The organism is Cohaesibacter sp. ES.047, assembly GCF_900215505.1.
Taxonomy (GTDB): Bacteria; Pseudomonadota; Alphaproteobacteria; order Rhizobiales; family Cohaesibacteraceae; genus Cohaesibacter.
Genome location: NZ_LT907844.1, coordinates 1,377,356 through 1,390,157 on the forward strand (window position 1 = coordinate 1,377,356; position 12,802 = coordinate 1,390,157).

12 protein-coding genes and 2 riboswitches are annotated in these 12,802 nt (G+C 56.4%); all 12 genes read right to left on the reverse strand.

Annotation, left to right across the window (positions count from 1 at the left end; all coding sequences use genetic code 11):
* Positions 1 to 55: 55 nt before the first annotated feature.
* The 12 genes from CPH65_RS06200 to xylB all read right to left on the reverse strand — a co-directional run bounded on the left by CPH65_RS06200 (position 56) and on the right by xylB (position 12,789).
* Positions 56 to 1,057, reverse strand: coding sequence for an ABC transporter substrate-binding protein (locus tag CPH65_RS06200; protein WP_096172653.1), 1,002 nt, complete (start codon positions 1,055 to 1,057; stop codon positions 56 to 58).
* A gap of 206 nt (positions 1,058 to 1,263) precedes the next feature.
* A riboswitch (cobalamin riboswitch) is annotated at positions 1,264 to 1,473 on the reverse strand.
* Positions 1,474 to 1,604: 131 nt separating this feature from the next.
* Entirely contained in the window at positions 1,605 to 1,760 is a 156-nt protein-coding gene (locus tag CPH65_RS23770; protein ID WP_157747536.1) for a hypothetical protein, read from the reverse strand.
* A gap of 27 nt (positions 1,761 to 1,787) precedes the next feature.
* A complete protein-coding gene (locus CPH65_RS06205) occupies positions 1,788 to 2,312 on the reverse strand; it encodes a copper chaperone PCu(A)C (protein ID WP_096172654.1) in 525 nt (174 codons plus the stop codon).
* Between the two features lie 195 nt (positions 2,313 to 2,507).
* Positions 2,508 to 2,855, reverse strand: coding sequence for a hypothetical protein (locus tag CPH65_RS06210; protein WP_096172655.1), 348 nt, complete (start codon positions 2,853 to 2,855; stop codon positions 2,508 to 2,510).
* A gap of 173 nt (positions 2,856 to 3,028) precedes the next feature.
* A complete protein-coding gene (locus CPH65_RS06215; RefSeq protein WP_096172656.1) occupies positions 3,029 to 3,817 on the reverse strand; it encodes a trans-aconitate 2-methyltransferase in 789 nt (262 codons plus the stop codon).
* A complete protein-coding gene (locus CPH65_RS06220; protein WP_096172657.1) occupies positions 3,814 to 4,605 on the reverse strand; it encodes an ABC transporter ATP-binding protein in 792 nt (263 codons plus the stop codon). The genes CPH65_RS06215 and CPH65_RS06220 overlap by 4 nt, the downstream gene beginning before the upstream one ends.
* Positions 4,602 to 5,579: an ABC transporter substrate-binding protein gene (locus CPH65_RS06225; protein WP_096172659.1), complete on the reverse strand. Its 978-nt coding sequence runs from the start codon at positions 5,577 to 5,579 to the stop codon at positions 4,602 to 4,604. The genes CPH65_RS06220 and CPH65_RS06225 overlap by 4 nt, the downstream gene beginning before the upstream one ends.
* Positions 5,580 to 5,608: 29 nt before the next feature.
* On the reverse strand, positions 5,609 to 6,682 hold the full coding sequence (locus CPH65_RS06230) for an iron ABC transporter permease (RefSeq protein ID WP_157747537.1): 1,074 nt from the start codon (positions 6,680 to 6,682) through the stop codon (positions 5,609 to 5,611).
* 275 nt (positions 6,683 to 6,957) lie between these two features.
* Positions 6,958 to 7,171, reverse strand: a riboswitch (cobalamin riboswitch).
* Positions 7,172 to 7,676: 505 nt separating this feature from the next.
* Positions 7,677 to 8,678 (reverse strand): substrate-binding domain-containing protein, encoded by a 1,002-nt coding sequence (locus CPH65_RS06235; RefSeq protein ID WP_096172661.1) that lies wholly within the window; start codon positions 8,676 to 8,678, stop codon positions 7,677 to 7,679.
* A 53-nt stretch (positions 8,679 to 8,731) separates the two neighbouring features.
* Positions 8,732 to 9,748: an ABC transporter permease gene (locus tag CPH65_RS06240; RefSeq protein ID WP_096172663.1), complete on the reverse strand. Its 1,017-nt coding sequence runs from the start codon at positions 9,746 to 9,748 to the stop codon at positions 8,732 to 8,734.
* A 51-nt stretch (positions 9,749 to 9,799) separates the two neighbouring features.
* Positions 9,800 to 11,281 (reverse strand): sugar ABC transporter ATP-binding protein, encoded by a 1,482-nt coding sequence (locus tag CPH65_RS06245; protein ID WP_096172664.1) that lies wholly within the window; start codon positions 11,279 to 11,281, stop codon positions 9,800 to 9,802.
* An 11-nt stretch (positions 11,282 to 11,292) separates the two neighbouring features.
* The gene (xylB, locus tag CPH65_RS06250) at positions 11,293 to 12,789 is read right to left on the reverse strand and encodes a xylulokinase (protein WP_096172666.1); all 1,497 of its coding nucleotides are present in this window, start codon (positions 12,787 to 12,789) and stop codon (positions 11,293 to 11,295) included.
* Positions 12,790 to 12,802 lie beyond the last annotated feature (13 nt).

Below are 12,802 nucleotides of genomic sequence, written 5' to 3' on the forward strand. Positions count from 1 at the left end.
ATTTTCTTCAAGGGATTGGCGATGGCCCGATATCAGGCCACCGCTAATTCAGCCCTTATTTGAAGGCTTCAGGGTGGAACGCCTTGGCAAGACGCTCCAATGCGCGAACGGAGCTGGGACCGGGCTGTCCCATGACGGAGTCAATTGTGACGAAATTGTCTTGCTTGACGGCGGTCGTCTCGGCAATCGTGGGATTGGATTTTAGAATGCTGATGCGCACGTCGCCCAAATCCTTGGTCGGATTGTCGACGACCTTGCCGCTTGCCGTTCCGGAATAGAAAACGTCAATGAAGGTCGGGTCGCGCTCCGCGATCTGCTCCCAGGCGACGGTGCCATAGCGTTTGGGCATCTCGCCAAAGATGTTCTTTCCCTTGGCAAGCTCAACGACGGTGGAGTGCATGGTGTTGCCCAACACAGCGCGGGGAGCGGATTCGCCACCATTGAAAATGAAGACCGAAACGGGCTCGACGTCCTTGAGCTTCTCTTCGATATCGGCGACGCGGGCAGACAGATTCTCGATCAGTGCTTCGCCACGATCCTTGACGTTGAAGATCTTGGCAATGGTGCGGATCTCAGCATAGAGCTGCTCGAAGCCATATTTGCCCAGATTACAGCCTTCGGTGTTCATGTGGGTCTTCATGCCCAGATCCTGAAGCTGCTCGCGCGAATGGCGCTTCTTGCTGAAGCCGTCGGGGTAACCGGCATAAACGAAATCAGCCTCAGCATCGATCAGCTGTTCTGTGGTCGCCACGAGAGGCGAAAGGATCGGTACTTTTTTGTAGGCTTCGGCATAGTTCGGGCTGATCGTCAGATTGGCCATGTAGGATGTGCCGGCCATGTGATCTTCAAGGCCGAGTGCCAGCATCATTTCCGTCGCGTTGTTGCTCAAGGTAACCGCGTGGGTTGGAGCTGCCTCGAAGGTGGTTTCATAGCCACAATTCTCGATCGTGACCGGGTATTGCGTGTCCTCAGCCCATGACACCGAGCAAAAAGGGGCTGATGTCAGAACAGCGACGGCAAAGACAGCAGCGTATGGGGTTTGAAATTTGAGATTCATTTTTGATATCCAAAGTCAAAAGAAGTCGAGACCTTGAATCTGGCAAAGAAACAGTGGAACGCTGGCTAACTGATCAAGATGGCGAAGCTGGGTGGAGCACAGTGACATAGGCACTGGGTCTATCCAGAATGAAAGTATCCTAAAGAGCGCTGGCGTTCGGCTTGGTGTACACCAAATATTCTCCTGCCGGATTCCCTCGTCCGGGTTGCGTGGTTTGACGCTGTGGCAGGTCTCCTGGCTTACGGTTCATGCGCTTTCCTTCCCTTCCCAAGATCCAAAGATCTCAGTGGCAATGAAGGATTGCTCACCGTTTACAGTTGCGAGGGCAGCCCCGGTTTTGGCCCCTGTTGGGTAGTCCGCACCGGGTTCCCTTTTGATCCGCTTCTACTTGCGGAACCACATGCCCGCGCACCCTAGCAAAGGCACCCAAAACAAACAAGCAACTCAGACGCATAACCCAGCCCATCCATTTTCATGCTCTGGCTGAAACTCTTGGTTCTATGAGACCGCCCGCAACGCCTGTCGCGAGCGGTCCTGTTATGTCGGGTTAACTCACCACTGCCTTCAGCCGGGGCAGATTTGACACCACGACAAGGTCGATCAACAACGCGCCGATCAGTGCCAACCCTGCAAGCGGGAAGAACAGGGAAATGGCGAGCCCGAAGAGTGCCGCTCCTTTCCAGAAGGGAAGCTCACGCGGCATTCGTATCAATGTTTGTCATGACCGATCCTATTTGTGCTTGTGCTCAGCGTGGGGATCGGACTTGTCATGTCCAGAATGGTCCATGGACATCTCTTCGGCTTTGCCGTTGCGGGCTTCAACATTGAATACGACATCCAATTCACCGGCTTTTTCAAACACCAGCGTCGCAGGGATTTTTTCGCCCACTTCAAACGGGTCTCCATTAAGGCCCATGAACATGACATGCAGGCTGCCGGGCTTGAAGGTGACGGTTTCGCCGGCCTTCACCACGATTTTGGGCATATGCGGCATGGTGGCGACGCCATCCTTGATCTCGGTCTTGTGCAACATGACCTGCGGGAAGTCCGCCTTGACTGCAACGAGGGCGTCGTCTTTCTCGCCATTGTTGGTGATGGTCATGTAGCCGCCACCGGATTTAACCACCTTGGGGGTTTCGATGGCATAGGGATGATGGACGGAAATGTCTCCCAGCTTGTAACCGTGGGCGGATGCAGAGGTTGCCGCAATGGCGAGGAATGCGGTGAGTGCAGCGGATTTCAAGGTCGTTTTCATGGTCTCTCTCCAGGCTTCCGGCGCGCTTTCAAGTTGGTTTGGGGCGCGGAAGTCTCGCATATGCGCTCAGTGCCACGGTCGCCCATCTGCATATAAGGCATGCGGGTCGGTCTCTGGCTGAGGCGCAACTGTCTCTTGCCAAACGTCACACAAAAAGTGCGATGGTCTGGCGGTTCATTTCAAGGATAGGAGGCGTTATGCGAGGGGAGGAGCACGGGCAAGGCGCGTGGCGACATGACTGGAGGCATGGCCGAACTCAAGCAGGCCAGCGACAACACTTTCGCCTTGATGCCTTGGTGTCTCATGATGGGCAAAGGCGACGACCAATGCACAACAGATGGTGCAATGCTGTGATTTTTCACTCGCTTTGACCGGATTGCCATTTGCATCGATGGTGATGGTTTCAATGCTGTTGCCGGTGCAGATGACGATGGTCTGAGCCTGAACAAGTCCCAGTCCGACCAGACCTGCCGAAACCTGTGGGATCAGGAATCCCATCAACAGGCTGGCTAAAAGAATGAGGCGTGGTGCAAGTCTCGTCATTCTCCTGTTTTAGCTGTGACCAAAACAAGGTGCAATCAAATTTACGTGCAAATGCTTATCTTTGCCAGAAAGACAGCAGCCGCCAACCGCAAACCATGTGAAGCATTGTAAGCGAACCGCCACAAAGCAAGGAAACCCTTGCAGTGTGGCGGCTCGGTGTCTGGACTTAAAAACTACCGGAAGGCCGCAAGCACATAGTCGTCCAGATATTGCCAGACGGTTCCTGTTTGCGAAAAGCCTGCGCTGCGCAAGGTTTCAAGGTGATAGCCGAGCGTCACCTTGGGTTTTGCGTCGTTCTTGTTCTCCCAGATCACTTTGCGCTTGCTGACGGCACACGCATAATCAGGCACCGCTTCTGCCGCTTGCCACCATTGATCCCAATTGTCGACGCCATGATCGAAGGAGGCCGATTGTGCTTCCTTGTCGTCCTGTTTGGCGATCGCCTTGAAGGTGGATTGGGCATGGTCATCATATTGCAGGTGATCGCAATTCATGAAGACGCCGCCCGGCCGGATCAGATCTGCGATCTCGAAATAGACGCGGGAGAGAATAGGGGGCTCGAGCCAATGCAGAGCGGTCGTGCTGACCACGGCATCGAATTCACCCGAAATCTCAGTCATCCAGCTAGGTGAATCGAGATCGACTTCCAGCAGGGTGACGCGATCATCCTCGCCAAAGACATCCTTTGCAATTGCGATCAGCAGAGGATCCTTGTCGGCGCCAATGATCTCGATGTCCGGAAATGCCTTCAGCAGCAATCCGATGAGCGAGCCCGGACCACAGGCCAGATCGAGAACGCGCGGTTTCTTGTTCTGGCAAATGCTCCGAATAACGGTGACCATGGATTCGAACCGCAAATCGCGGTGGCGGATAAATCCGGTCTGCTGTGCATCCCAGCGTTTGAGCAGAGACTGAGCCTGGTTCATCCGTTCAGAAGGAACAGGTTCTTTTGTTTCAGTCATGAGTGTAGCTCCGTTTTAGGTGCGGCTTGAGAAAGCCTGTCGAAAGAAAGATGAACCTGTCCACCGGGTGCACGAAGGCGAACCATCGAGACCTGATAGACAGATTGGATGAGATCCCCGTGCAGTACTTGATCCGGTTTCCCCGATGCCACGATGCGGCCATTGGCCATCACGGCAATCCGGTCACAAAAGCGCGCCGCCAGATTGAGATCATGCAACACGACCACCTTGGTGCCTTCCAGATTGCGGATCATGGCGAGGACATCGAGCTGGTAGCGCAGATCGAGATGGTTGGTTGGCTCGTCGAGCAACAGATGATCCGTCTGTTGGCAGAGGGCGCGGGCAATAAGAGCCCGCTGCATTTCGCCCCCTGACAGCGAATTGATGTGACGCTCTGCAAGGGGCAGCAAGCCGACCTCATCAAGCGCGTCGATCACGGCTTTATAGTCGGACTTTGTGTGAGAGCTGATCAAACCCTGATGAGGCATCCGACCGAGCATGACCATGTCTGCCAGTGTCTGGCTGTAGGTCGTGGGGCGTTCTTGTGGAACCACGGCAATGCGCCGCGCCAATTGCCTTTGACGAAACTCGGTGATGTCGGTGCCATCCAGCCGGATCGTCCCCTCATCAGGTGCACTTGCTCCATAAAGAAGACGCAACAATGTTGTCTTGCCGCTGCCGTTTGGCCCGACGAGGCCAACCGTTTCGCCGTCGGGCACGTCAAGATCAACATCGTCGAGGATGACGTGCCCGTCCCGGCTGAAATGCAGATTGCGCGCGCTGATCATTGAAGCTCTTTGAGCATGTCAAGCAGAACAGAGACGCCTTTGACCGACATGGGGGTCGGCGGATCGGTATAGGCAAACGGGAAGGCGATGACCCGGTCATTCCGAACCGCTTGGAGACCGGCCAGCGCCGGGATCATCTTGAGCGTTTTCGTTGATTCTTCCGGTGCTCCGAAGGAATAGAGCATCACGATTGTTTCGGGATCCTTGGCGATCAGATCTTCAACATTGCCTTCGAACACGCGCTCATCCGTCTCGCCATACACATTGGTGAGGCCAGCGGCTTCGAACACAGGCGTGACCATGCTTCGCGCACCGTAAGGGTAGAGTACCTTTCCTCCCGCGCTCGCATAAAGAGCCACTGCCGTGCCATTGACGCCCGGCTTTGCGGGGGCTTGTGCCTGAACACTGGCTTTCAACTCTGCAACTTTATCCTTGGCCAGATCAGCGCGCCCGATGGCCTGACCAAAGGCAAGCAATTCGTCATAGACAAAATCGAAGTTCGCGCGGCCCTGCGGGCTCGTTGACTTGTCCGTGCAATAGGCCGGGGGGCTGTAAAGAGGAATGCCGCTTTTGGCCAACAACTCACGGTCGGCCGCATTTTCAGGCGCCAGAACCAGATCTGGTTTTGTTGCCAGAATGGTTTCGAACGAGATGACAGATCCGCCTGTGCTATTCCTGCTTTTTGACAGAAGGGGAATGGTCTTGAATTGTTCGACAACCTCGTCGACATAGACGCCTTCGACCGGTTCTGCGGTCCGACCGACCAGCAGGTCGAGAGCATCAAGCGATATCAATGTTCCAAGCACACTGTTGTTGACAAGGAGGATACGCTTTGGCGCCGCCTTGATGGTGACCTCGGAGCCGCAATTGTCAAAACTGTAAGGGAACTCATCTGCGCTTGCAGGCGTCGCAAAGTTGCCAGAAAAAGCAATCAGGGCGAGACCGCATAATGCAGCGATCTTTGTGTGGGGCATGTTTGTCTCCTCTCATGAGATCGATTGGTTCAAGACGTGGCCGAGAAGCGTCGACGCATCCGGCTTAGAAGGAAAATCAGGAAGGGGGCCCCGGTGACGCCCGTCACCACGCCAATGGCCAGTTCCTGCGGTGGGAAAAGACTGCGTGCCCCGATGTCGGCGATGACGAGGAAGACGGCGCCAATGCCAGCGGATGCGGGGATCAGGATGCGGTGACGCGATCCGATCAGCATGCGTCCGATGTGGGGGGAGACGAGGCCGACAAAGCCGATGATTCCAGACCCGGCGACCATCACACCCACGCTCAGTGAGACGATGATCATGACATAGAGGCGCACCCGTTCAGGCTTGATGCCGACAGCCAGAGCCGTGTCATCCCCCGATGCCATCGCATCCAGGTGCCGCCCGGCAATTTCGAGAAGAAAGATGGTTGTGATGGCCACGAGGATCGCGGCCAGAGCCATTTCCCAATGCGTGTTGGCAAGGGATCCCATCATCCAGAACATGACAGACCGACTTGCCTCAGGGGAATCCGAGGCAAAGATCAGAAACCCGGTGGCTGCATTCAACGCATAGCCGATCGCTATGCCGACCATGATCAGGCGCAAGGGGTCATTGCCGCCCGAGCGCCCGCCAATGACAAGGACGAGCACCATCGCAAACAGGGCTCCAACGAACGCAAAGCCCGATAGCGTGAGCGCACTGCTGGCCGCGGTTCCCCAGACCGTGATGGCAAAAGCTGCGCCCGTGGACGCGCCCGAACTGATCCCCAGAACGAATGGGTCCGCCAAGGGGTTGCGGACCATCGACTGAATGGCTGTCCCACATACCGCCAACGTTGCGCCAACGGCCAAGGCCATCACGATGCGGGGTGCACGGGAGGTCCAGACAATGGCATCAAAAGCCCATGAAAAGTCCGGCCCCGGGTCTGCGCCGGTCACATGCTGGATAACGACATTCAGCACGGTCAGCGGATCGATATAAACCGGCCCGATCCCAATCGAGACAATGCCCAGCACCAGAGCCAGACAGAAAAGCAGGAACGCGAGAAAAGCCTCGCGTCGATGATTGGCGATCAGCTTGTCTATGTGTGGCGTCGACAAAAAGCTATTCCTGATAACAAGGGAAATGGAGCGCTCGCTGAACAGCGTGCGCACGGAGGCTTAAAGCTGCCGGACTTTGGGAAGCTGCAAAGATTGCTCAGGGCGCGCGCCCTTGCTCTCGGACCGTGACGCAAAGCTACGACCGATAGGAATTTCCCAAACGGTGTGCGGCTCTAGAGCCCGACTTCAAATCGGTGGTGCGAATTTGGAAAGCTGGGTATTGATGACTGCAGAATCGTCATTGCAAACTCCTCTCGGCGCGCCCCGCACCGGATATGGGTGAATGGAATGATGGCAGGTATCCTGACTCATGGGTCACAACGCCTTCCCGGCCTTCCCAAATCGTTCGATTCAGTGGCCTTTCGGGTGCGCTCGCCAATTACAGTTGCGGGGGCAGTCACAGAATTGATGAAATCAATCACCTCACTGTGTTCCCTTTTCTCCGAGGACGTTCATACTCTCGAAGACACCATCAGCTGTTCTAGGTTGGATGAATATTGCCGCTCAAACAAGAGCGCGTTTTGGACATCTGTGGATTTAATCGGCGCACGTTGTCGCAGTCTCATGAAAACCAGCTGAAGGATTTGATCCGAACGGTCTATGGAACTGTAAAAACACGTCAAAACTCCTTGAATGCAATCACGCCCAATGCATCAGATTGTTGTCCATGATTGATGTAATGTTATAACGTAACGTTTATTAGCTGCTCTTTTTATGGATGTCCAGTGTCGGTGGCTTGCTATCAACACTTCAAGGATGCGGCCTTGATCCGCATCCGGCGAGATCAAGGAGCGCAACTCGATTCTCAGGAGCAACACGCGCCCGGTCGTTTGTCCGCCTTGACCGGCACGAACGGATCCCAGACACTTCTCAGGTGGGCCGTTGCTTCATTTGCTCGGCTCACAAAAAAGGGTTCTGATGACGCCCATCAGAACCCTCATATATGTCAGAGCTGGGCGACGGGGCTGTTCAGTCCCGTCGCTGTCCAAAGACCTTATTTGCGGTCTTTCAGCAGGTTGTCGACATTGTCCTTGGTCACGATGGTCCATGGAATGTCGTAACGGTTTTTCTGGCCATCATCCCAGGACAGGTCCGCTTCATACTGTTTCCAGATTTCGGATTCCGGCTTGTAGCCTTCACCTTTGACCGCACGCAGAGCAACGTCGATGCTGCCTTGCATCTGGCCACGAGCGTCCTGCAGGATCGATGTCATTTCGCCAGCTTTAACAGCACGAAGAGCATCGGTCACACCGTCGATACCGGCGATGGCGAAGTCCTTCACGTCAAGGCCAGCAGCCTTGATGGCTTCAATGGCACCAAGAGCCATTTCGTCGTTCTGACCGATCACACCGTCGATTTCGCCGGGATGTTTGGACAGCCAGTTCTGCATCAGATCAAGAGCTTCGGCACGGGACCAGTTGGCGGTCTTGCGTTCGAGAACAGTGACCGCCCCTTCCGGGCACTCGGCAATGGCTTTTTCGTTGCCCTGACCGCGCTGGATTTCGCCTGAGCCACCTTTCGGCCCTTCGATGATAACCACGTTGCCTTTGCAACCCAGTTTTTCCATCACGTTCTTGCCTTCGAGATAACCGCCCATGACGTCATCGGATACGACTTCAGAGGTCATTTCGGTGGTGTTGAGGCGGGCGTTGGTGACAACGACCGGAACGCCGGCATCGTTGGCCATGGTGACAACGTCGATGTTGGCTTCGAAGTCCATGGGGTTGATGACGATGGCGTCCTGCATGGTGTTAACGGCCATCTGGCCCTGATCGTTCTGGACCGATGCGTCATAGCGTCCGTCATACATGGTCAGGATCACGTCGCCCGAGACCACAGCTGGATGCTCCTTGGCGTAGCGTTCCATCAGCTGAACGAATTCTGCCTTGTTGCCATACATCAGCACGGCAATCCGGGTTTTATCGTCAGCCTGTGCCATACCGGTTGACATGGTCACAGTTGTCATAAGGCCCAAACCAGCCAAAATCGCTTTCATACTCATAACGAGTCTCCTCTCAGTGTTGTTTGGGTTGTTTGCCACAGGTCCTCTTATCCCTGCCTGCGGCTGTCGATGGTTACCGCGAGCACGATCAACGCGCCTTTGATAATCAATTGGTAGTAGCTTTCGACGCCCAGAATATCCAAGCCGTTGTTCATGACGCCGATAATCATGGCGCCGAAGAACGTGCCTGTAAGGCGTCCGACACCGCCCATAAGGCTGGCGCCGCCGATCACGACTGCCGCGATGGCGTCGAGTTCGTAGGATGTACCGGCGGCGGTTTGCGCCGAGCCGGTCTTGGCCGTGAGGATGATGCCTGCCAACCCGGCAAGGAAGCCGGAGACGACATACACCCATGTCAGGATGGCGGTGGTGTTGATACCGGAGGTTCTGGCACTCTTTTCATTGCCGCCAACCGCATAGACATAGCGGCCGAAAATCGTTTTGTTCAAAATCACCCATGCCACGGCAAAAACCAGCAGCAGGATCACGACAGGCACGGGGATGACGTCGAAGAGCCGCCCGGTACCAAACCAGCGAAAAGAGGGGCTGAGCGCCGAAATCGGGTTGCCTCCGGTCACCGCCATGGTCATGCCGCGGGCAGCCAGCAGCATGCCCAGCGTGGCGATGAAGGCCTGAATGCGAAAGCGGCTGACGATCAGACCATTCAAGAGGCCACATAGCGCGCCGGTTGCCATGGAGGCCAGCAACGGGATTGCGACGAAATAGATGCCGCTCCAGGCGGTGATGCCGGTCGAGCGCGTCGCAAACGAGGCCGCCACGATGCCTGCGAAGGCAAGGACCGAACCGACCGAGAGGTCAATACCGGCCGAAATGACGACGAATGTCATGCCGACGGCGAGAATCCCGTTCACCGAGATCTGGTGCATGATCAGCATCAGGTTGTTGACGGTCAGGAAGACGTTGACGGGCCAAACCCCCTGCATGACCCTGATCTGGCAGATTGCACTGATCAGGACACACAGACCGAGGAAGGCGAACAGGATGCCGTAACGGCTGAAGTTGATGCTGGGTTTGGAAGGACTTGATGGGGTTGTCGTGGACATTGTTCAATCTCTTCTGGCGTGCCAATGAATGGTTGGTTGACGTCGGCGTGGCTAGACAGCAGCCATCAAAAGCGCCTTCTGGGTTGCGTTTGCCTGATCGAGTTCTTCAACGATCTCGCCGTTGCGCAAAATGAGGATGCGGTCGCACATGCCCAGCATTTCCTCCAGGTCGGACGACACGAAGATCGCGGCTCCGCCCCGCTCTGCAAATGTCGAGATCAGCCTGTAGATTTCTTTCTTCGCACCGACATCGACCCCGCGGGTCGGCTCGTCGAGCAAAAGCACGTCGGGATCCACTGCCAGGCAGCGACCCAGAACCACCTTCTGCTGGTTGCCGCCGGACAGGTTGGAGACTATCTGGTCGGGGGAGGGGGTCTTGATATTCATCGAGCGGATCGACGTATCGATGCTTTCCTTCTCCTCGGAAGGGCGAACAAATCCAAGGGTATTGATGAAGCGCAGCTTGGACAGGGACAGGTTGGCGCCGACCGATGCCTTGAGGACCAGACCACTGCGTGCCCGGTCTTCTGTGACATAGGTTACCCCTGCGCGAATGGCTGCATCCACCTTGCCGGGCTCCAACGCCTGCCCGCTCTTGTAGACTTCGCCCTGTGATGCCGTCTCCAGCCCATAGATCGTGTCGAAGATCTCGGTACGACCCGAGCCGACAAGGCCATAAACGCCGAGGATCTCGCCCGACTTCAATGCAAAGGAAATATCCTTGAAATGCTTGCCGCGGCTGAGGTTCTTCACTTCAAGCAGCGTGTCCTTGCTCGGCACATTTTCCTTGTGATACTCGCCATCGACTGATCCGCCGATCATGCTTTCGATCAGCATCTCACGGTTGATGTCAGCGACGCTGCCTTCTGCCACGGTCGACCCGTCCTTGAAGACCGTATAGCTGGTGGCAATGGCGAAGACTTCCTGCAGGCGGTGGGTCACATAGACGATGCCCTTGCCTGCGGCGGTCAGGTCGCGGATCACTTCGAACAGGCGCTGCGTATCCTTGTCCCCCAGAGCCGATGTCGGCTCGTCGAAGATCAGGATGTCCGCATCCCCGTGCGACAGGGCCTTGGCGATTTCAACCAGCTGCTGTGTGGCAACGGGCAGATCACCGAGCATGGCGCGCGGATCGATATCGAAGTCGAGGCGCTTGAGCAGGGCTGCTGCGTCGCGGTTGAGTGTGTCGAAATCGACGAAGCCTCGTTTGCGTGGCTCGGAGCCAAGAAAGATGTTTTCAGCAACGGTGAGATGAGCCACACCGCTCAATTCCTGCTGCACGATGGCGATGCCAGAGGATAGGGCCTGAATTGGCGTGTCGAATTGGACTGTTTTGCCTTCGATTTCGATGGTGCCCGTATCCGGCTTGTGAAAACCCATCAGAATTCCAAGAATGGTCGACTTGCCCGCGCCGTTGCCACCGCAAAGGGCGTGCACTTCACCTCTCTGAACGGTGAGGTTCCCGTCCGTGAGGGCGTGAACGCCACCAAACCGTTTGGTGATGTTGGTCATCTTTAGAAGTGGTGATGTCATCGGTCCGATCCTCACAAGACGTCTGTTTGATAGGTGTCGAGCACAGCCTGTCTGTAGCGCCCGAAGGCCACGTCATAGGCACCTTTGCGCTCAGCGATCGGATCGGCTGTCTTGGCCGGATCCAGTGCCACGGCCTTGGCGGCCAGGTCTGCAAGCGGTGCGGGTGTTCCTGCCTGCTTCAGCCAGGCCCACTGGGCCTGCAGCGCAGCACCAAGTGCTCCGCCTTCTTCTGATTTGGGTACCAATACCTGAGCGCCGGTGGCATCGGCGATCATCTGGCGCCATTCCGAGGATTTTGCGCCGCCGCCGATCAGGTGGATTGCCTGACAGGACCGCCCCGACAGAATGAGCTTCAGACCGGCCAACATGCCGAAGGTGACCCCTTCGGTGAAGGCGCGCAGGAAATTGTCCGGGTTGAAGTTGATCTTGTTTATGCCAAGCACCGACCCCGTTGCATTGGGAAGATCCGGAGTGCGCTCTCCACTCAGGAAGGGCAGGACCGTCAGGCCGTTTGCTCCGGGAGGACAAGAAGCAAGTGCGGTATTGATGGCCCTGACGTCCTGCCCGATGAGGCTTGCCGCCATGGAAGAGACTTCGGCCGCATTCATCATGCAAACCAATGGCAACCATGCCCCGTCTGAGGAACAGAATGCAGCAACGCGACCCTTGGGATCGGTGACCGGCGTATCGGAATGGGAATAGGCGGCCGCCGAGGTTCCGATCGACAGGGTTACAATCCCCTCGCTCAGGTTGCCCGTGCCAATTGCCCCCATCATGTTGTCTCCGCCACCGGCGGCTACCACGCATGAAGTACTAAGGCCAAGTGCAGAGGCCGCTTCGCTCGTCAGCGTGTCCACGATTGCGTCCGGTTCGATGAGTTCTGGCAGGCATTTTGCCAAATGGCCAGTGCCGCCGTCGATCAGCGCCAGAACCTCTTCGGACCATTTGCGCTCACGGATATCAAAATAGGCGGTGCCAGATGCATCGCCATATTCCGCGACCTGACGTCCGGTTAGCCAGTAATTGAGATAATCGTGCGGCAACAGCATGGAGCCGAGCTGCTCGAAGGTTTCAGGTTCGTTTTTCTGAAGCCAAAGGACCTTGGACAGGGTGTAACCGGTCAAGGGCACCAGACCGATGGCCTTTTCATAGGCCGCTGCTCCGCCGAAGCGAGCGATCATGTCAGCGTTTTCCGGTGCTGTTTCGATGTCGTTCCACAACTTGGCAGGACGCAGAACACGGCCATCGCTGCCGAGCGGCACCAACCCATGCTGCTGACCTGAAACCGATAGGCCCAGAATGGCCTCGCCTGATACTCCGGCGGCCTCAAGCGCGCCGCGCATGGCGATGATGGTCGCGTCCACCCACCATTGCGGATCCTGTTCGCGTTTTCCGCTCGGGTCCTCGATGATCTTGTGTGGCGCGTAGCCGACACCGAGGATATCACCATCGGGGTTCATGATAACCGCCTTGGTGCCCTGTGTGCCGCAATCGATACCTGCAAACATTTTTAAATTCCCC

Excerpts from the sequence above, each read along its gene's own strand:
- CPH65_RS06200 (WP_096172653.1), bottom strand. The coding sequence starts at position 1,057 with ATGAATCTCAAATTTCAAACCCCATACGCTGCTGTCTTTGCCGTCGCT.
- CPH65_RS23770 (WP_157747536.1), bottom strand. The coding sequence starts at position 1,760 with ATGCCGCGTGAGCTTCCCTTCTGGAAAGGAGCGGCACTCTTCGGGCTC.
- CPH65_RS06205 (WP_096172654.1), bottom strand. The coding sequence starts at position 2,312 with ATGAAAACGACCTTGAAATCCGCTGCACTCACCGCATTCCTCGCCATT.
- CPH65_RS06210 (WP_096172655.1), bottom strand. The coding sequence starts at position 2,855 with ATGACGAGACTTGCACCACGCCTCATTCTTTTAGCCAGCCTGTTGATG.
- CPH65_RS06215 (WP_096172656.1), bottom strand. The coding sequence starts at position 3,817 with ATGACTGAAACAAAAGAACCTGTTCCTTCTGAACGGATGAACCAGGCT.
- CPH65_RS06220 (WP_096172657.1), bottom strand. The coding sequence starts at position 4,605 with ATGATCAGCGCGCGCAATCTGCATTTCAGCCGGGACGGGCACGTCATC.
- CPH65_RS06225 (WP_096172659.1), bottom strand. The coding sequence starts at position 5,579 with ATGCCCCACACAAAGATCGCTGCATTATGCGGTCTCGCCCTGATTGCT.
- CPH65_RS06235 (WP_096172661.1), bottom strand. The coding sequence starts at position 8,678 with ATGAAAGCGATTTTGGCTGGTTTGGGCCTTATGACAACTGTGACCATG.
- CPH65_RS06240 (WP_096172663.1), bottom strand. The coding sequence starts at position 9,748 with ATGTCCACGACAACCCCATCAAGTCCTTCCAAACCCAGCATCAACTTC.
- CPH65_RS06245 (WP_096172664.1), bottom strand. The coding sequence starts at position 11,281 with ATGACATCACCACTTCTAAAGATGACCAACATCACCAAACGGTTTGGT.
- xylB (WP_096172666.1), bottom strand. The coding sequence starts at position 12,789 with ATGTTTGCAGGTATCGATTGCGGCACACAGGGCACCAAGGCGGTTATC.